We start from the raw sequence: 18,746 nt of genomic DNA on the forward strand, positions 1-18,746 counted from the left end.
CGGCCCGGGAGAGGCATGACGACGAGGAAGCAGACCGCGGCGCGGAGGGCATGCGCGCAGGTCGAGGCCGGGCTCGACGCGCTCGCGACAGGGACCACTGACCACGTGCGCGCCGAGCTGCCCGGCTACGCCCTGGTGCCGCTCGAGGCTCACCGCGCGACCGTGCGCGACACGATCCGGGCGCTCCTGCGCGCACTCGCTGCCGACGGCACCCTCTCGGCGGACGATGCCAGGGCGATCCGTTATGCCGCGCTGCGCCGGGAGGCCGCCGGCATCCCCGCCCAGGATGTACTCGCCGCGTTCCACGTGGTCGGGCGAGACGTGTGGGATGCGCTGTCGCACGTCGACGGGATCGCGCCGAGCACCCTGGTGCAGCTGGCCGACCGGCTGTGGTCGTGGATCCAGAAGACGAGCGTCCACGTCGCCGAGGCATTCGCGGGCGGAGGGGGTGCTCAGGGGCGTCAGGTCGTGCTGCGTCAGCGCCTGCTGGAGTCCGTACGCGCGGGCGACGCCGCGGAGGGCGACGCGGTCGAGAACGCACGGCGGCTCGGCTTCGTTCCCGGCGGGGTCTTCCGCGCCGTGTGCACCGAGGCGGGACCATGGGTGGAGGGTGACCTCGAACTGCTGCAGAGAGGGCTGTCGCGGCTGCCCGGTACGAACCATGCTGGCCTGCACGGGACCCTGATGATCGTGCTCTGCCAGGGTGCCTCCCCGGAGGCGGTGTCGGAGGAGGTGCACCGACAGCTGACCGGTCGCGGAAGCGTCGGCGTCGGGCTGGAGCGGCCCGGCATCTCCGGGGCGGAGACGAGCATCGGAGATGCCGAGCGGGCGCTGCGTGTGGCCTGGCCGGACTCCGTGTCGTATTTCGAGCGCGCGTGGCTGCACTCGGGTCTCGTCGACGCGCGCACCAGGCTCACGCCCCTGTACGGCGAGGCGAAGGCGGTGGCAGCGGAGCATCCCGGTCTCGCTCAAGCCGTGCGTGCGTTCGCCGATGAGGGGTTCAGCCTCGCGGCAGCCGCCGGAGCGCTGCAGCTGCATCCGAACACGGTCGCCTACCGGCTGGATCGGTGGCATGAGCTGACCGGTCACGACCCGCGGCGCTTCGACGGTCTCGCACTATCGATGCTGTCGATCGGGCCGCCGCGCTGAGCTCCCGCCTTTTCCGGCAGCCATGCGGGACCTACCGAGGGCGAGCCGACTCCTTGTGAATTCCGCGAAGAACTGACGCGGAAGGCCAGCGATCCACCGACGAAGTCGGGGTGTTGCTCCTCTTAATGTCGTCGAAACGACAGTCACGAGGGAGTAGCCATGGTCGATGAGGACGGACGCCGCCCGTGCGGTTGCTGAGTGCGGGGCCCGTCGGGGCCGAGGAGCCGTTCGCCCTGATCGACGACGCCGGATCCGCGGGGCCGTTGCGACCGGAGGCTGTCGTCGTGCCGCTGCGTCCGCTGGCCGCCCGGCATGGTGTCCGGATCCGGCATCTGAGCGAGTTACTGGATAGTCTTCCCGGTCTCGCGCGATGGCTGGACGAGCGGCACGCCCGCGACCTCCGTGAGCCGCTGGGGAACCGGCGGATCGGAGCGCCGATCCCGACGCCGCGACTCATCGTCGGAGTCGGGATGAACTATCCGGCGCACGCGGCCGGGCTCGACGCCCGAGCCGGGGATCCGGTCCTCTTCCTCAAGCCTCCCTCCGCGGTCTGCGGGCCCTACGACGCGATCGTTCGCCCGCCCGAGACCACGGCCCTGGACCACGAGGTCGAGCTCGGCATCGTGATCGGAGCCGCCGCCCACCGGGTCCCTCCGGAACGGGCCCTGGAGCGAGTTGCCGGCTTCGTCGTCGCCGACGACGTCTCTGCCAGGGACATCGCCCTCGGCGCCGGTCTCGCGCACCCGCTCTCCTTGCAGCTCACCCGCGCGAAGGGCTTCCCGACGTTCTGCCCGCTCGGGCCATGGCTGCTCACCGTGGACGAGACGACGGATCCTGCCGACTTGCTCCTGCGGTTGAGCGTCAACGGGTCCGCCCGGCAGCAGGCGCGCGCCGCCGAGATGATCACCGGCGTCGCGGAGCTTGTCGCCTTCGTGAGCGCCGGCTTTCCGCTCGAACCGGGCGACGTGATCCTGTCCGGATCCCCGGCCGGGTGCGGATTCGAACAGGATCCTCCGGTGTTCCTGCGGCCGGGGGACGTTGTCGACGCGGAGATCACCGGCCTCGGCCGCATGCGCACGCCCGTCGTCGATGAGATGGATCCGTCCGCGCACGACCATCCGACCCCGCTCCCGAGGAGGAATCCATGATCCGCACCGCCCGCCCGTTCGTCGAGGCGATCAATCCGCCGAGCCTCGCTCCACCCGCCGGGCATTTCGACCGCGCAGTACGGATCGGGCCGTGGCTCACCGTGTCCGGCACCTCGGCGTTGACGAACCTCACCGGCCCGGTCGAGGAACGGAGCCTTCCCGCGGACTTCCGGGCGCAGGCGGAGCTAACCTTCGACAACATCGCCGCCGTGCTCGCGGCGGTCGACGCGGGGTTCGAGCACGTCTACGAGATCCACGCGACCCTCGCCCGCGCCGAGGACTTCGGCACCCTGAACGACATCTTCCGAGTGCGGATCCCCGAGCGCGGCTTCGTCGGCAGCGGCTACGTCGCCGAGTTCCTCGGCCCCGGCATGCTCCTCGAGATCGAGGTCAGGGCCTATCTCCCGGACTTCGCGGATGGATCCACGCCCCGCGGCCCCGGCGCACCGATCCACCCGACCGACCCGATCCCTGCCATCGACCCGACCGACCCGAATGGAGACCACGCATGACCGCTCAGATCCCCGTCCTCGACTCGCGCATCGTCGACCTGACGACGCCGCTGAGCCCGTCCACCCCTGTCGTGCCCGTGCCGGAGCCGTTCGCGCCGACCGCCGCCTTGAGCTTCACCCCGGTGAGCGACTTCGACGAGCACGGACCGGGCTGGTCGTGGAGCGACATCACCCTCGGCGAGCACGCCGGTACGCACGTCGATGCTCCGCGGCACTGGATCAGCGGTCGCGACGGGCGTTCGATCGATCAGATCCCCCCGGAGCGGCTGGTCGGCCCGGTCGCAGTCCTCGACCGCACGGCCGAGGTCGCCGAGAACCCCGGATACCTCGTCACAGCCGACGACCTGGAGCGCTGGGAGGCCGAGCACGGACGGATGCAGCCGGGGACCTGGCTGCTCGTCCGCACCGGCTGGAGCGCCCGCGGCGAGGATGCCGAACGGTTCCTGAACGGCAACGTGTGGCCCGGCCTGACGCTGAAGGCCGCCAAGTGGCTCGCGGCGCATCCGCACCTGTCCGGCTACGGCGTCGAGGCGATCGGCATCGACGGACTCGGCGCTGGCCCCGAGGCGGGCGATGCCGAGGATGATCCCGGCGCTTTCGGCCCGGGGCACTACTACCTGCTCGGATCCGACAAGTACGGGCTGACCTCGCTGCGCAACCTCGACATGCTCCCCGCCACGGGCGCGTGGATCGTCGTCGCCCCGCTGCCACTGGTCGGTGGCACCGCGGGGCCGGCCCGGGTCTTCGCGTTCGTCCCGGATGGCGGTGAAGGGGAATGATCGCCCGTGACGAGGCTGTCGACCTGCTCGTCGTCGGCTGCGGCGCCGGCGGCCTGACCGTCGCCCAGGCCTTCCTCGAGGAGGCCGCGCGCGACGGCGGCATCCCGCGGGTCGCACTTCTGGAGCGGGCCCCGAGGGCCGAACGCGGCGGGGCCACCCGCTGGTCTTGGGTCAACCTCACTGTCGACCAGGACGGGATCGTGGATCCGAAGGTCATCGCGCGGATCCTGGCCTCCCATCCCCAGGTCGATGAGCCTTACTTCCGGGTCATCGAGCGCGAGGGCGCGGGGACCGTGGCCTGGCTCGAAGAGCACGGCGTGCAGATCGTGCACGAGCGGCCGCCGTTCGCGATGGCGAACGACTACGGCGCGATGGTCGGCGGCGGCGCGAGCCTCGTCGATGCGTTCTGCGGGCTGCTCGAGGCAGATCCGGGCGTGCAGATCCTGTACGACACCGAGGCCGTGCGCCTGACGACCGACGAGACCGGCCAGGTGGACGGTGTGATGGTGCGCGGTTCGGACGGGCTCACCCGCCGCCTCGCCGCCGACGCGGTGGTGCTGGCGACCGGTGGCCTCGAGGGCAGCCTGGAGGCCGTCACCCGCTACGTCGGGCAGCGGGCCGGGCAAATCAGGCACGTCGTTCCCGGCCTGCGGTTCAACACCGGCGACGGGCTGCGGATGGCGACCGAGCTCGGCGCGGCCACAGCCGGCCAGTTCGACCGGCTGCACGTGCAACTGGTGGACGAGCGTACGACCAAGCCGGACGCGGGCATCTTCGGGATTCCCTTCGGGGTGATCGTGGACGGGCATGGCCGGCGCTTCGCGGACGAGGGATCCGCCACTCCAGAGGCGCTCAATGCGCCGCTGGCCTGGTCCGTGTGGCGCGATCATGACGCCACCGCGTCCTTCGTCTTCGACGCCCGCGCGGCCCGGATCCCGGGCTGGGGATTCCTGAACCAGACCGACCTCGAGCCGTACCGCGCAGACACCCTCGCCGAGCTCGCGGGGCTGATCGGCGTGGATCCGGAGGTCTTCGAGGAGGAGATCGCCAGGTTCAACGCGGCGGTGGGCGAGGGCGACTTCGATCCCGGGGTCCTCGACGGCAAGCGCACCCACGGGCTGAGTGTCGACAAGACGAACTGGGCGCTGCCCATCGCCGAGGCGCCGTTCTTCGCGTACCCGCTCGCGACCGCATCGACCTTCAGCTACGGCGGCATCCGCATCGACCTTCAGGGCCGGGTGGTGACGCCTCGCGGCACGGCCATCCCTGGTCTGTATGCCGCCGGGGTTGCAACCGGCGTCTGGTACGGCGAGTATCCCGGAGCGATGTCGGTGCTGCGCACGGTGACGTTCGCCCGGCGGACCGGGGCCGAGATCGCCGCAGCCATGGCCGCCGAAGCGGCAAGGCTTCCGGGCTGACGTTCCGGTGCGCTCGGTCGGACGAGAGATGCCCTTCCGACCGGGCAGCCTGCGGCCGGGTCAGTGCGCTGTCGCGACGCCGATCGAGTCGTGGATCATGACGGCGGCGACCCTGGCGCCGGCACCCGCGGCGACGATGAGCTGCTGCGGTCCGGGGGAGGCGACGTCGCCCGCGGCGTAGAGACCGGGAACGCTGGTGCGGCCGGCGCGGTCCGCGGCGAGGTGGCCGTGCGCGTCGAGGTCTGGTGCGAGCGCGGGCAGGAAGGAGAGGTCGGTCTCCCACTCCGGGCGCACGAAGCCGCCCTCGACCGCATGCTCGGATCCGTCGGCGAGGCGGATGCCGGTGAGCGCGCCTCGCTCGCCACGGAGTTCCGCGATCGGGCTGCGCTCGACTCCGATCCCGGCGGCCGCGAGCTCGGCCTCCTCCGCGGCGTCGATCACGTCGGCGCCGTTCGTGAAGGCGGTGAGATCGCGGGTCCACCGCGCGATGAGCCGGGCGCGGGCGGCCAGATCCGGCGTCTCGCCGATGAGCGCGAGCGCGCGGCCCTGCAGCTCCCAGGCGTCGCACGCCGCGCAGCTGAACAGGCTTACGCCGTAGAAGCCGCGCAGGTTCGGCACGTCGGGCAGGGTCTCGCGCAAGCCGGTGGCGAGCAGCACGCGGTGCGCGGCGACCCTTGCCTCCGGCGCACGTCGGCCGATCTCGGCGACGAAACCGGATCCCTCGGCCTCGATCTGGAAAACACGCTCCCTGGTGCGGATCGTGACCTGCGGGTAGGCGGCGAGCTCCTCGCGGGCGAGGCGCCGCAGCTCGTGCGGAGGGATCCCGTCGCGCGTGAGGAATCCGTGCGAGATGAGCGTCGCGGCGTTGCGCGGCCGATCGGCGTCGACGACGAGCACGCGCGCGAGCGAGCGGGCGAGGTTCAGCGCGGCGGAGAGCCCGGCAGGCCCTCCGCCGACGATGAGCACGTCGTAGACATCGTCAGTCATGGCCATCGCCCTGGGGCGGGAGCGCGGCCACGACGGGGTGGTCGAAGGCGTACACGCCGACCTTGGCGGCCCCGCCAGGGGATCCGATCTCGTCGAAGAACTCGACGTTCGCCTTGTAGTAGTCGGTCCACTCGTCGGGGAGGTCGTCCTCGTAGTAGATCGCCTCGACAGGGCAGACGGGCTCGCAGGCGCCGCAGTCGACGCACTCGTCGGGGTGGATGTAGAGGGAGCGCTCGCCCTCGTAGATGCAGTCGACCGGGCACTCGTCGATGCACGCGCGGTCCTTCACATCCACGCAGGGCAGCGCGATCACGTACGTCATCGGGCGAGCGCTCCGCTGCGCGAGATCTCCACCTGCTCCTCGCGCGGCACGACCTTGACCCGCTCGCGGGTGTGCGCGTGCGCGGCGCCGAGCGCGCGCTCGTGCGCGTCGAGCTCGAGCCAGCCGTCCCACGTGGTGACCTCGACCTCGCGCGCGGCGAGGAGCTCCCGCACGTCGGCGGTCTCGGCGGGCGCCACGAGGCGGCCGGCCTCGGCGTCCTCGAGCAGGTTCGCGATGGTCTCGGTCGCGTCGGACTTGGTGTGCCCGATGAGGCCGACCGGGCCGCGCTTGATCCAGCCGGTCGCGTACAGCCCCGGGACGCCGTCGACGCGGCCCGCCTCGTTCGGCACCACCCCGCGCTGCGTGTCGAAAGGCACATCGACGATCGGCGAACCGAAGTAGCCGACGGCCCGGTACACGCCGGTGATCGGGTACTCGACGAACTCGCCGGTGCCCGAGACGGATCCGTCCTCGGCCGGCGCCGTGCGCTCGAACCGCACCGACTCGACGCGATCGGATCCGGCGATCTCCACGGGGGCGTGCCAGAAGTGCAGGTGCAGACGACGGGTCGCCCCTGTGCTCTCGCCGCGGTTCTCCGGACGATCGCGCCAGGCGTTCAGGGTGCGCAGCATGACCTTCAACTGGTTGTTGGGCGCGGCGGCCGGATCCACGCCAGCGAAATCGGCGTCGTCCAGGATGATGTCGACGCCGGCGACCTCGCCCAGCTCGCGCAGCTCGATCGGGGTGAACTTGATGTCGGCCGGCCCGCGGCGGCCGAACACGTGCACGTCGGTGACGGCGGAGGCCTCGAGCCCCGCGAGCACGTTGTCCGGGACCTCGGTGCTGCGCAGGTTCTCCGGCAGCTTGGCGAGGATGCGGGCGACGTCGAGCGCGACGTTGCCGTTGCCGATCACCGCGACCTGCTCGTCGACGAGCGGCCAGGAGCGAGGCACGTCCGGGTGGCCGTCGAACCAGGACACGAAGTCGGCGGCGCCATAGGATCCGGGCAGGTCGACGCCGGGAATCCGCAGGGCGGCGTCGCGGATCGCGCCGGTCGCGAGCACGACGGCGTGGTACCGGGCCTGCAGCTCGTCGAGGGACACGTCGCGACCGACCTCGATGTTGCCGAGGAAGCGGATCGTGCGGCGGTCCCCATCCGAACGGTCCCTGAGCCCGTCGAAGGGCGCGTCGAGCATCTCGTGCAGCGAGTTGACGATGCCCTTGATGCGGGGGTGATCGGGGGCGACGCCGTAGCGGATCAGGCCGTAGGGCGCGGGCAGCGACTCGAACAGGTCGATCTCGACGGCGCCGTACCCGAGGCCGGCGGCGCCGGTTTCGGCGACGCTGGTGTCGGCGACGCTGCCGCCGGCGCGCGCGGCCACGGCGTTCGCGAGGATGTTGCCGGCGTAGATGCCGGCCGGGCCGGCGCCGACGATCGCGACGCGGAGCGGGGCGGAGGTGTTCAGAGCGGTCACGGCTGCAGGGTCTTTCGGTCGGTTCGGGCGAAGTATGACCGCGAGACTCCATCTCCGCGACGAGACTGCACACCAGAAGCGCTGTCTCGTCGCGGAGTTGCAGCCTCGCGGGTAGGGGAGGGGGTGGCGTACGGGCTCAGGCGCACCACGTCGCCGACGACGACGACGGCGGGGTTGCGGACCTGGCGCGCGGCAGCGAGGGCTGCGATCGTGCCGAGGGTGCCGATCGTGACGCGCTCGCCGGATCCGTAGCCGTCCTCGACGATCGCGACGGGGCAGTCGACCCCGCGGTCGCCACGGGCCAGGACCCCCGCCGTGTGCGCGAGAGTGCCGATGCCCATGAGCAGCACGACAGTGTGGTCGGATCCGCCCGGCAGCTGCTCGATCGGATCGTGCGCGCTCGCGACCGTGAAGGCCGTGGCGACGCCCCGGTGCGTGAGCGGGATGCCCGCGACGGCGGGCACCGAGATCGCGCTCGTGATGCCGGGCACCACGCTGACGGCGATGCCCTCGGCCTCGCAGTACAGCGCCTCCTCGCGGCCGCGCCCGAGCACGAAAGGATCCCCGCCCTTGAGGCGCACGACCTCGCGCCCCGCACGGGCGTGCCGCACGAGAAGGGCGTTGATCTCGTTCTGCGGCACGGGGTGGTGCCCCGGGGTCTTGCCCACGTCGATCACCTCGGCCGCGAGGATCACGCCCTCGGCCGCGAGCTGATCGAGCACGGCGCGCGCGCCGAGACGGTCGGCGACGATCACGTCGGCGCGCTCGAGGGCGCGCAGGCCGCGGATCGTGAGCAGGCCGGCATCGCCGGGTCCTGCACCCACGAGGGTGACGGTTCCGTTGGTCATCATGCGCCTCCGAGCAGAAGTCCGCGGCGGCGGAGCACGGCCCGCTCGAGCGGCGCGAACAGCGCCAGCTCGATCAGGATGCCGATCGCCAGGATCAGGATGATGGTCGCGAGCACCCCAGGGAGATCCGCCAGCTCGCGGGACTGATTGAGCATGGTCCCGAGGCCGAACCCGATGGATCCGCCGGTGGTGATGATCTCCGCGGCCATGAGCGAGCGCCAGGAGAACGCCCAGCCCTGCTTGAGTCCGGCGAGATAGCCGGGCAACGCCGCAGGGAGCACGATCGCCGTGGCGGCCTGCCAGCGGCTCGCCCCGAGCACGGTGCCCACGCGGCGCAGCTGCGGCGGCACCTGGTCGATGCCGGCCAGCAGGCCGTTCACGATCGAGGGGATCGCGCCCATCAGGATCACGAAGTACGCCGTCGCGTCGGAGAGCCCGAACCAGATGATCGCCGCGGGCACCCACGCCACGCTCGGCAGCACCTGCAGTCCGGAGATCAGAGGCCCCGCGGCGCGGCGCAGCAGTTTCCACTCGGCCAGCAGCAGCCCGAGCGGAGTGCCGACGGCGATCGCGACGACGAAGCCGATGCCGCCGCGCTCCAGGCTCGTGAGCACGGCCTCCTGCAGGCGCCCCGTCTGCCAGGCGTCGCCCAGCGCGCCCAGCACCTGGAGCGGGCTCGGCGCCTTGTCCGGACGGGGATTCGCGATCACGATGTACAGCTGCCAGGCGGCAAGCAGCACGACCAACAGGCCGACCGGCGGCAGCACCGCACGCAGTCGCTCGCGCGTGCGGGACCCGGATCCGCTCTCGACGGTCTGCAGGCGGTCGAGGCCCGCTTCGAGGCGGGAGAGATCGTCGTCCCGCTCCGTGGTGCGCGATCCCGCGAGCGCACCGCGTTTCGTCTCGGTCGGCGCTGGCGCGCCGTCCTCGCTCAAAGACCCCGGGGGGACGGAGCTCGCGGAGGGGAAGGTGTCAAGAGGCATTGCGGCGGATCTCCTTCCGCAGCTCGACGGTGATCTCGGCGGCCAGCGCCGACACCTCGGGCGATTCGATGCGGCGGCCGCGGGTGCGGGCGACCCGCCATTCGCGCGAGATCCGGCCGGGGCGGCTGCCGAGCAGCACCACGCGCTCGCCGAGGCGGGCGGCCTCGCGCACGTTGTGCGTGACGAAGACGATCGTGCGACCGGTCTCGCGCCACACGTTCTCCAGCACCTCGTGCAGCAGGTCGCGGGTGATCGCGTCGAGCGCGGCGAAGGGCTCGTCCATGAGCAGCACGGGCCGGTCCTGGGCGAGGGCGCGGGCCAGAGCCACGCGCTGCCGCATGCCGCCGGAGAGCTCGTGCGGGCGCTTGTCCGCGGCGTCGGCGAGGTTCACGATCCCGAGCAGGCGCAGCGCCTCGGCCCGGCGCTCGGCGCGGGGCACGCCGCGCAGGCGCAGAGCGAGCTCGACGTTGCGCCGGGCGCTCAGCCAGGGCATGAGCGCCGCGTCCTGGAACATCACGGCCGCGCCCTCGTCGGGTGCGCTGAGCGAGCCCGAGGTGAGGGGCTCGAGGCCTGCGATGAGGTTGAGCAGGGTGGACTTGCCGCAGCCGCTCGCGCCGAGCAGACAGACGAACTCTCCCGGCGCGATGTCGAGCGAGACGTCGTCGAGCACGACAGGGCCGGATCCGAACCGCTTGGTGACGTGCGCGAGGCGCACCGCCGGATCCACCGGATCCGGCGCGGGCAGGACCGGGGTGACCCCGTCGAAACTCGGCGCGAGCGGAGTGGTCATTTCTTGGTTCCCAGCCCGCCGTCGTCGACCTCGGCCTCGTTCCGTGCCTTGAGGGCGGCGTTCAGCGCGGTGAGGTCGAAGAGGCCCTCGATCGAGCCCTTCGTCTGCGTGCCCGCGGTGACGCCGTTCTTCACGAGCGTCGCGAACGCGGCCGCATTCGGATCCGCGGAGAACGTCACCGCCGACAGGGACTTCGTGAGCACCTCATCGGCCAGGGGCTTGCCCGTGGCCTTCTGCAGGGCGGCGTTCACGACGCCGGGGAGCTCGGTCGGGTGGGCCTTGATCCAGTCGAGGGAGTCGAGGTGCCCGGCCAGCAGTTCCTTGACCGCCGCGGGGTGCTTGTCGGCGAAGTCCTTGCTCACGAGCAGCACCGTGGTGGGGAATTTGCCGTCGGGCCACAGGTCGCGCTCATCCTGCAGCACGTGCGCGCCCGCCTCGACGACCAGGCGCGAGGCCCACGGCTCCGGAAGCCAGGCGCCGTCGAGCTGCCCGTTCTTGAAGAGCGTGAGGGTCTGCGCGTTCTCGGTCGGGGTGATCGCGACGTCGCCGCCGCCGGAGACGTTCGTCTTCAGGCCCTTCGAGGAGAGCCAGGTGCGCAGCGCGACGTCCTGCGTGTTGCCCAGCTGCGGCGAGGCGAGCGTCTTGCCCTTGAGATCCTCCGCGCTGTTGATCCCGTCGCGGACGACGAGCGAGGCTCCGCCGCTGGTGGCGCCTGCGATCACGCGCGCCGAGGCGCCGCCCGACTTGATGAACGTGTTGATCGCCGGGTTCGGGCCGATGTAGGCCGCGTCGATCGCGCCTGCGGAGAGCGCCTCGACGGCTGCGGGGCCGGCGTTGAAGACCTCGGTCTGCAGCTTCGTGGAGCCGAGCTCCTTCTGGATCAGGCCCTCGCTCACACCGACCAGGGCCGGGGCGTGCGTGACCGTGGCGAAGTAGCCGAGGCGCAGCGTGTCGAGCTTCTCGCCCTTGTCGGCGGCCGAGGCCTGTCCGGAGGCGCAGCCGGCGAGCATCGCCATCGCGAGTCCGAGGGTCGTGATGGCCGTGCTGATGCGGGTCTTGCGATTCACTGTCGCCTCCTTAGGCGTTCTTTGGGGGGATCTCTGTTGGTCGTTGAGCGTCCTTCGTCTCGTCACTTCGCTCCTCGCTCAGGAACCGGCCCCTGAGCGAGCGAAGCGAGACGAAGGGCGCATGACGACCCCGACTACACCGCCGTGACGACGGTCGCGGCGGCGAGGGTGGCGCCGTCGACCGGGTGGATGAGCAGCAGCGCGCCGCCCTCCCGGTCCTCGGCGTACGGCTCCAGGGGCAGGGCGGATGCGAAGCGGATCCGCACGCGGCCGATCTCGTTCACGGCCAGCTCGGCGGCGTCCTCGAGGGCGAGCGTGTCCAGGTCGCGGCGCGAGAGCACTTCGGTCACGATCGCCTGCACGGTCGACGTGCCGTGCTTGGCGAGCACGCGCGCCCCCGGCGCGATCGGCCGGACGTCGAGCTGGAAGATCTCGACCTCGGCCTCCGCGTGTCCGCTCGGCACGGTGCCGGCGGTCGCGATGAGGGCGCCGCGGGCGGCGTCCACCTCGTCGGCGAGCGTCACGGCGATCGACTGCGCGGTGTGCGCGGACTCGGCGACCCGGCCGGCGACGCGGATCCCGGTGACGGTCGTCTCGTGCCCGCCGGGGAAGACCTGCACGCGGTCGCCGACGCGGACGGATCCGCTGGACACCCGCCCGGCGAAGCCGCGGTAGTCGCGCAGGTCCTCGGTCTCCGCATCGTCGATGAGCGCCGAGACGCCGCCCTGCGGACGGATCACGGTCTGCACCGGGAGACGGAAGGCGGCGTCCTCCTCGGCCTGGCGGGCGGGGAGGGCCTCCAGCAGCTCGCGCAGCGTCGGGCCGTCGTACCAGGGGGTGCGCGCGGACCGATCCACGATGTTGTCGCCCTCGAGCGCCGAGACCGGGATCACGTGCGTATCGATGAGGCCGAGCTCGGCGGCGACTGCGAGCGCCTGCTCCTCGACCGCGCGGAAGCGGTCCTCGTCGAAGCCGGTGAGGTCGATCTTGTTGACCGCGACGATCACATGCGGCACGCGCAGCAGAGACACCACGGCGAGGTGCCGGCGGGTCTGCTCGACGACGCCCTTGCGCGCGTCGATGAGCACGACCACGGCGTCTGCGGTCGCGGATCCGGTGACCATGTTGCGGGTGTACTGCACGTGCCCGGGGCAGTCGGCGAGGATGAAGCTGCGGGCGTCGGTGGCGAAGTAGCGGTACGCGACGTCGATCGTGATGCCCTGCTCGCGCTCGGCGCGCAGGCCGTCGGTGAGCAGCGCGAAGTCGAACTCGCCGTGCGCGAAACCGCGATCGGCCGAGGTGCGGGCGACCTGCTCGAGCTGGTCGGCGAGGATCGCCTTCGCATCGTGCAGCAGCCGCCCGACCAGGGTCGACTTGCCGTCGTCGACGGATCCCGCCGTCGCGAACCGGAACAGCGTGGTGTCGCCCAGCACCCCGGCTTCCCGCCCTTCCCCTGACCGCGAGACTTCATCTCCGCGACGAGACTGCACGTCTGCGGCGCTGTCTCGTCGCCCAGTTGGAGTCTCGCGGGAGTCGCGGGCCTCGCGGGAGAGAAGGGGGCGCGAGGCGGTGGTGTCGGTGCTCATCAGAAGTATCCGTTCTTCTTGCGGTCCTCCATGGCGGCCTCGCTGATCCGGTCGTCGGCGCGGGTGGCGCCGCGCTCGGTGAGCGTGGAGCGGGCGACCTCGGCGACCACCTGGTCGACGGTCGCCGCATCGGACTCGACGGCGCCGGTGCAGCTCGCGTCTCCCACCGTGCGGTAGCGGACCACGCGGCGCTCGACCTGCTCGCCCTCGCGCGGCTGAGCGTGCTCGTTCACGGCCCACCACATGCCGTCGCGGCGGAACACCTCGCGCTCGTGCGCCAGATACAGCGGCGGCAGGGCGATCCGCTCGCGGGCGATGTAGCGCCACACGTCGAGCTCGGTCCAGTTCGAGATCGGGAACGCGCGCACGTGCTTGCCCGGCGTGTGCCGGCCGTTGTACAGGCTCCAGAGCTCCGGACGCTGGTTGCGCGGATCCCACTGCCCGAACTCGTCGCGCAGCGAGATGATGCGCTCCTTGGCGCGCGCCTTGTCCTCGTCGCGGCGGGCGCCGCCGAACACGGCGTCGTGCTTGCCCGCGGCGATCGCGTCGAGCAGCGGCTGGGTCTGCAGCACGTTACGGGTGCCGTCCGGACGCTCCGCCAGGCGGCCGTCGTCGAGGTAGTCCTGCACGCGGGCGACCTCGAGCGTGAGGCCCAGGCGCTCGACGGTCTCGTCCCGGAACCGGATGACCTCGTCGAAGTTGTGCCCCGTGTCCACGTGCAGCACGGGGAAGGGGATCCGGCCCGGCGCGAAGGCGCGCGCGGCGAGATGCAGCACGAGCACGGAGTCCTTGCCGCCCGAGAACAGCAGCACGGGGCGCTCGAACTCGGCCACGACCTCGCGGATGATGTGGATCGCCTCGGCCTCGAGCAGGTCGAGTCCGGTGAGGGATCCGGCGTCGGCCGGCGCGGGCGCGGGCAGGGTGTCGATGATGCTCATACGTGGAGTCCGCATTCGGTCTTGGCGAGTCCGGCCCAGCGGCCGGAGCGGGGATCTTCGCCCGCGGCGACGGGCTTGGTGCACGGCGCGCAGCCGATCGAGGGGTAACCGTTCGCGACGAGCGGGTTGACCACCACGTCGTGCGCGGTGGCGTAGGCGATGAGGTCGTCGAAGGACCACGCCGCGACGGGGTTCACCTTGATGAGTCCGTTGCGCTCGTCGAACGTGATCAGGGGCGTGTTCGCCCTCGTGGGTGCCTCCTCGCGGCGCACCCCGGTGAACCATACCTCGTAGCCGCCGAGGGCCTGGTGCAGGGGAGCGACCTTGCGCATCTCGCAGCACAGCGCCGGATCCCGGGAGAACAGGTCCTTGCCGAACTCGGCGTCCTGCTCGCGGACGGTCTGCGCGGGCTTCACGTCGACGATGCGCACGTCGAGCGTGCGGGCGACCTCGTCGCGCGTGAACGTCGTCTCGAGGAAGTGGTAGCCGGTGTCGAGGAACAGCACGTCGACGCCGCCGATCGCCTCGGCGACGAGGTGCGGGAGCGTCGCGTCCGCCATCGAGCAGGCGACGGCGGCGAGGCGCGGGGAGAAGTTCGCGGCGACCCAGGCGACGACCTCGGCGGGCGAGGCCTCGTCGTCGGCTCCGCTGCGCAGCTCCGCGGCGCCGCGTTCGGCGAGTGCGCGCAGCTCGTCGAGTGGACGCTTCACGGGGACGTTGAGCGAGGACGGCGCAGCCGACCGAGACGAAACGCCGTCTTCGGAAGGGCGCCGCGTTTCGTCTCGCGCAGACTCGCCCTGAGCGAGCGGCAGCGAGTCGAAGGGTCGCTCAACGACCGGTTCGGACGTGCTCACTGCAGCGCCTCCTCGTCGGCACGGTGGGCCCAGACGGCGAAGGTCTCGTCGGCCTCGCGGTCGGCGAGGAACCTGCGCACGACGCGTTCCGTGTAGTCGGCGATGCCGTCGGCGGTGACCTTCAGCCCGCGCACCGTGCGGCCGAGCCCGGCCTCTTCCCGGAGCGGCGACGCCAGTCCGCCGCCGAGGTGCACCTGATAGCCGGGCACCTGCTCGCCGTCGATCGTGACGAGCTGGCCCTTCAGGCCGATGTCGGCGGTCTGGATGCGGGCGCACGAGTTGGGGCAGCCGTTGACGTGGAGCGAGATGGGGTGCGGCAGGTCGATGCCGGCCAGGCGCTCCTCGAGCTGCTCGACGGCGGCGGCCGCGTTCACCTTGGTCTCCACGATCGCGAGCTTGCAGAACTCGATGCCCGTGCAGGCGATCGTGCTGCGCCGGAACAGGTCGGGACGCGAGGACAGCCCGAGCGCATCGAGCCCGGCGATGAGCGAGGGGACCCGATCCTCCGGGATGTCGAGGATCACGAGCTTCTGGTGCGGGGTGGTGCGCAGCCGCGCCGATCCGTGCTCCTCGATGAGGTCGGACAGCTTCGCCAGCGACGGGCCGGAGATCCGGCCGACGAGCGGGGTGACGCCGACGTAGAACCGGCCGTCCTTCTGCCGGTGGATGCCCACGTGGTCACCGGGGCTGGTCGGCTGCGGGGCCGCGGGGCCGTCCGGCAGCGCCGCTTCCAGGTACTCGGTCTCGAGGATCCGGCGGAACTTCTCGGTGCCCCACTCGGCCAGCAGGAACTTCAGCCGGGCCTTGTTCCGCAGCCGGCGGTAGCCGTAGTCGCGGAAGATCCTGGTCACCCCGTGCCACACGTCGGCGACGAGCTCGGGGGCGACGAACACGCCGAGCCGCTCGCCGAGGCGGGGGGTGGTCGACAGGGCGCCGCCGACCCAGAGGTCGTAGCCCACTCCGAGTTCCGGGTGCACGACGCCGACGAATGCGACGTCGTTGATCTCGTGCACGACGTCCTGGCTGGGGTGTCCGGTGATGGCCGTCTTGAACTTGCGGGGGAGGTTCGCAAGCTCCGGGTCGCCGATGAAACGGTCGGTGATCTCGTCGATCTGCGGGGTCGGGTCGATGATCTCGTCGGCGGCGATCCCCGCGACGGGCGAGCCGAGCACGACGCGCGGCACGTCGCCGCAGGCCTCGGTGGTCTGCAGCCCGACCGCCTCCAGGCGCCGCCAGATCTCCGGCACGTCTTCGACGCGCACCCAGTGCAGCTGGATGTTCTGGCGGTCGGTGACGTCTGCGGTGTCGCGCGCGAAGTCGACCGAGATCCCTGCGATGACGCGCAGCTGCTCGGTGGTCAGCTGCCCGCCGTCGATGCGCACGCGCAGCATGAAGTACTCGTCCTCGAGCTCCTCCGGCGTGAGCGTCGCAGTGCGCCCGCCGTCGATGCCCGGCTTGCGCTGCGTGTATAGACCCCATACGCGGAAGCGGCCGTGCAGGTCGGTCGGGTCGATGCTCGAGAAGCCGCCCTTCGAGTACACCTGCTCGATGCGCTCGCGCACGCTCAGGCCGTTGTCGACCTGCTTCCACTCCTCGTTGCCGTTGAGCGGCGCAGTGCCGTCGATCTTCCACTGACCGTTGGGCTTGGACGACGGGCGCGGCGGACGGGCGCGGTCGGTCGTCGGTCGTGCGCCGCGCACGGCAGCGGTCGGTTCGGGAGACATGCGGACAAGTTACGTGCGGATCCGCCCGGGCGCCCGTCTGTGTCAGAGCCTCCGACACGGGGCGTCATTGTTCGACATGGTGCAGATTCTTCGGGGTTTCGTGCGGTTGAATTGTGCGCCGCCGCATGGTCGTCCCGGTGCCCGCGCGCGTCCTCCGCGGCACGACGACGGCGCGGCGCCCTCCTGCGAGAGCCCCGCGCCGTCGTCCTGCGGAGGTCAGTGCGCGACGTACGGGACGCGCTCCCAGCTCAGCACCTGTCCGGCGCCGGGCCGGTTGATCGTGACGCGCAGCCAGTCCTTGTTGTTCGAGGATCCGTCGACCGTCAGGCGCGTGAGGTTGTCGGCCGAGCCGGTCACCCCGTACGTGTTCAGCCAGGCGGATCCCGCCGCGAGCGGCTTGTCGTCGTTGAAGACGTGGCTGTCCCCGTTGACCAGGTACACCTCGCCGTCGAACGCGCTCGACTCGTCGACGAGCGTCTGCACGAGGCCCTGGAAGGCCGAGATGTCGCTCCCCGCCGGCGTGTAGGTCGGGTCGAACATGTCGGCCTGAAGCAGCACCATGACGGCGCGGTCGTGCTTCTGCTTCGCCGTCGCGAAAGCGCTCTTCACGACCGAGATCGCGTTCGCCATGCGCGCCTGCTCCGCGGCGAGCTGTTCGGGGCGCGGGCTGGTGTCGCCGAGACCCGCCCACGGCTGGGCCCCGTCGTTGCTGCCCACCACGTGGATCACGGCGAAGTCCACGCCCTGACGGCGCAGGGTCACGTTCTCCGGGAAGCCGGCCGCGGTCTGCGCGTCGACCTTCACCGGGTTCTGCCCGAGGGAGACTCCCGGGTTCGAGAAGAACACGGAGCGGTCGTAGGCGAGGCGCTCGAGCGGGTTGTACGCACCGTTGTTCGCACGGTGGCAGTCGGTCCACTCGTTGTCGCCCGGGGTGTAGACGAGGGGGTTGGCGAAGGTGTCGAAGTCGCCCTTGATCTGCTGGTAGAGGGCGTCGTCGCAGCGGGTGGATCCGTTCTTGATGTCGCCGACGTGGAACGTCATCGCCGGATCGGCGGCGTTGATCTCCTGAATCCACTGCGGGAACAGCGCCTGCTGCGCGGCGCCGTAGGGGACGTCGCCGATGACGGCGAACGAGTAGTGGCCCGGCTTGTCCTGTCCCGGGGCGTCCGCGGCCCCCGCGGCGAACGCCGGACTCGTGGCGGCCGCGACGGCGGCCAGCGCGGCAGCGAGGGAAAGAAGCGCTCGAGAGGCGCGCATGCGTAGCTCCTTCGGTAGGCGTGGCGCTCCGAGGAGAGCGTCGAGAGCCACACTGCTCCGCTCGCGCGATGCCGAGGTTGCGCCCGGATGAACAGGGCGGGAAGAAGTGCCGCGCGCAGGCCGACGCGAGGCCGCGATGCCGAGGGGCGTCCGCGCTCACCGACCGGACGGGGGCGGATCGGCGATCCGGGCGGCGCCCGCGAGATAGCGGTCCACCACGAGGTCCACGAGCGGGGCGGGCGGCTCGCCGTCGTCCAGCAGCGGCTCGGTGAGGGCGGATCCGGCCACGCGCTCCGCGACGTCGAAGAAGTAGCCGTGCGCGAGCAGGTACGTCGCCACGGGGGCGCCGGGATGCGCGGCGAGGGCGTCGGCGAGGCTCGGCTCCCGGGCGGCGAGGTAGGCGGGTACGACTGGACGGCGCAGGCGCGCGCCGAGCTGCGCCGCCATCGCCTCGGCATCGGGCAGGGAGCGCGGATCCCGTGATCCCGCGACGGCGAGCACGACCGGACCATCGGCGTCGGCATCGGCATCGGCATCGGCGCCGGGAGCGGGGGCTTCCGCCAGCCGGAGTGCGAGCACCTCCGCGAGCCGCGGGTCTGGCCCGAGCGGATCCGTCACGACCGCATTGCTGCGTGCCCGGGCGGCGCCACCCAGGTCCACCCGCACGTGGAAGCCCTGCGACAGCAGCAGCGGCACGACGACCACGGGCCCGTCGACCGCGGCCAGGGCCGTCGGCGCATCCGGCTCCTGCACGTCGACGAATCCGGAGTGCACGGCGACGTCGGGGAGGCGCTCGGCGACGCGGCGCACGAGCAGCGCGATCGCGGCGGCGCCGGCGACGTCCGAGGTGCCGTGCGACACGGCGAGCAGTGCGGGGCGGGGCATGGTCGGAGTGTATGCGGATGTCCG

Annotated in this window: 18 protein-coding genes; 5 read left to right on the plus strand and 13 right to left on the minus strand. The window is 71.7% G+C overall.

What is annotated here, in order from left to right; all coding sequences use genetic code 11:
- The first annotated feature begins 15 nt into the window (after positions 1-15).
- The 5 genes from RS86_RS03975 (at position 16) to RS86_RS03995 (ending at position 5,006) form a co-directional block, all read left to right on the plus strand.
- The gene (locus RS86_RS03975) at positions 16-1,149 is read left to right on the plus strand and encodes a PucR family transcriptional regulator (protein ID WP_052680060.1); all 1,134 of its coding nucleotides are present in this window, start codon (positions 16-18) and stop codon (positions 1,147-1,149) included.
- A 185-nt stretch (positions 1,150-1,334) separates the two neighbouring features.
- Entirely contained in the window at positions 1,335-2,297 is a 963-nt protein-coding gene (locus tag RS86_RS03980) for a fumarylacetoacetate hydrolase family protein (RefSeq protein ID WP_052680061.1), read from the plus strand.
- Positions 2,294-2,809 carry a RidA family protein gene (locus tag RS86_RS19775; protein ID WP_052680062.1) on the plus strand — a complete coding sequence of 172 codons (516 nt, stop codon included), beginning with the start codon at positions 2,294-2,296 and terminating at the stop codon, positions 2,807-2,809. The genes RS86_RS03980 and RS86_RS19775 overlap by 4 nt, the downstream gene beginning before the upstream one ends.
- Positions 2,806-3,588, plus strand: coding sequence for a cyclase family protein (locus tag RS86_RS03990; protein ID WP_045270923.1), 783 nt, complete (start codon positions 2,806-2,808; stop codon positions 3,586-3,588). The genes RS86_RS19775 and RS86_RS03990 overlap by 4 nt, the downstream gene beginning before the upstream one ends.
- Entirely contained in the window at positions 3,585-5,006 is a 1,422-nt protein-coding gene (locus tag RS86_RS03995) for an FAD-binding protein (RefSeq protein WP_045270924.1), read from the plus strand. Before RS86_RS03990 ends, RS86_RS03995 begins: the two co-directional genes overlap by 4 nt.
- Before the next feature lie 60 nt (positions 5,007-5,066).
- Here the strand turns inward: RS86_RS03995 and RS86_RS04000 are convergent, their stop codons facing one another.
- The 13 genes from RS86_RS04000 to RS86_RS04060 all read right to left on the minus strand — a co-directional run bounded on the left by RS86_RS04000 (position 5,067) and on the right by RS86_RS04060 (position 18,722).
- The gene (locus RS86_RS04000) at positions 5,067-5,993 is read right to left on the minus strand and encodes an NAD(P)/FAD-dependent oxidoreductase (RefSeq protein ID WP_045270925.1); all 927 of its coding nucleotides are present in this window, start codon (positions 5,991-5,993) and stop codon (positions 5,067-5,069) included.
- The gene (gene fdxA, locus RS86_RS04005) at positions 5,986-6,315 is read right to left on the minus strand and encodes a ferredoxin (RefSeq protein ID WP_045270926.1); all 330 of its coding nucleotides are present in this window, start codon (positions 6,313-6,315) and stop codon (positions 5,986-5,988) included. Before fdxA ends, RS86_RS04000 begins: the two co-directional genes overlap by 8 nt.
- Positions 6,312-7,790 carry an FAD-dependent oxidoreductase gene (locus RS86_RS04010; protein WP_045270927.1) on the minus strand — a complete coding sequence of 493 codons (1,479 nt, stop codon included), beginning with the start codon at positions 7,788-7,790 and terminating at the stop codon, positions 6,312-6,314. The genes fdxA and RS86_RS04010 overlap by 4 nt, the downstream gene beginning before the upstream one ends.
- Positions 7,787-8,638, minus strand: coding sequence for a uroporphyrinogen-III C-methyltransferase (gene cobA / locus RS86_RS04015; RefSeq protein ID WP_082076546.1), 852 nt, complete (start codon positions 8,636-8,638; stop codon positions 7,787-7,789). The genes RS86_RS04010 and cobA overlap by 4 nt, the downstream gene beginning before the upstream one ends.
- Positions 8,638-9,621 (minus strand): ABC transporter permease, encoded by a 984-nt coding sequence (locus tag RS86_RS04020; RefSeq protein WP_082076547.1) that lies wholly within the window; start codon positions 9,619-9,621, stop codon positions 8,638-8,640. The genes cobA and RS86_RS04020 overlap by 1 nt, the downstream gene beginning before the upstream one ends.
- Entirely contained in the window at positions 9,611-10,411 is an 801-nt protein-coding gene (locus RS86_RS04025; protein WP_082076548.1) for an ABC transporter ATP-binding protein, read from the minus strand. The genes RS86_RS04020 and RS86_RS04025 overlap by 11 nt, the downstream gene beginning before the upstream one ends.
- Positions 10,408-11,478, minus strand: a complete 1,071-nt coding sequence (locus tag RS86_RS04030) for an ABC transporter substrate-binding protein (RefSeq protein WP_045270928.1) — start codon at positions 11,476-11,478, stop codon at positions 10,408-10,410. The genes RS86_RS04025 and RS86_RS04030 overlap by 4 nt, the downstream gene beginning before the upstream one ends.
- 134 nt (positions 11,479-11,612) lie before the next feature.
- Positions 11,613-13,064: a sulfate adenylyltransferase subunit 1 gene (locus RS86_RS04035; protein WP_082076549.1), complete on the minus strand. Its 1,452-nt coding sequence runs from the start codon at positions 13,062-13,064 to the stop codon at positions 11,613-11,615.
- Positions 13,064-14,002 (minus strand): sulfate adenylyltransferase subunit CysD, encoded by a 939-nt coding sequence (cysD, locus tag RS86_RS04040; protein WP_045270930.1) that lies wholly within the window; start codon positions 14,000-14,002, stop codon positions 13,064-13,066. Before cysD ends, RS86_RS04035 begins: the two co-directional genes overlap by 1 nt.
- Positions 13,999-14,712, minus strand: a complete 714-nt coding sequence (locus RS86_RS04045) for a phosphoadenylyl-sulfate reductase (protein ID WP_045270984.1) — start codon at positions 14,710-14,712, stop codon at positions 13,999-14,001. The genes cysD and RS86_RS04045 overlap by 4 nt, the downstream gene beginning before the upstream one ends.
- A 140-nt stretch (positions 14,713-14,852) precedes the next feature.
- Positions 14,853-16,580, minus strand: coding sequence for a nitrite/sulfite reductase (locus RS86_RS04050; RefSeq protein ID WP_045270931.1), 1,728 nt, complete (start codon positions 16,578-16,580; stop codon positions 14,853-14,855).
- A 216-nt stretch (positions 16,581-16,796) separates the two neighbouring features.
- Positions 16,797-17,837 carry a hypothetical protein gene (locus RS86_RS04055; protein WP_045270932.1) on the minus strand — a complete coding sequence of 347 codons (1,041 nt, stop codon included), beginning with the start codon at positions 17,835-17,837 and terminating at the stop codon, positions 16,797-16,799.
- A 156-nt stretch (positions 17,838-17,993) separates the two neighbouring features.
- Positions 17,994-18,722, minus strand: a complete 729-nt coding sequence (locus RS86_RS04060; protein WP_045270933.1) for a sirohydrochlorin chelatase — start codon at positions 18,720-18,722, stop codon at positions 17,994-17,996.
- Between the last annotated feature and the right edge of the window lie 24 nt (positions 18,723-18,746).

Source organism: Microbacterium azadirachtae (assembly GCF_000956505.1).
GTDB classification, from domain to species: domain Bacteria; phylum Actinomycetota; class Actinomycetes; order Actinomycetales; family Microbacteriaceae; genus Microbacterium; species Microbacterium azadirachtae_A.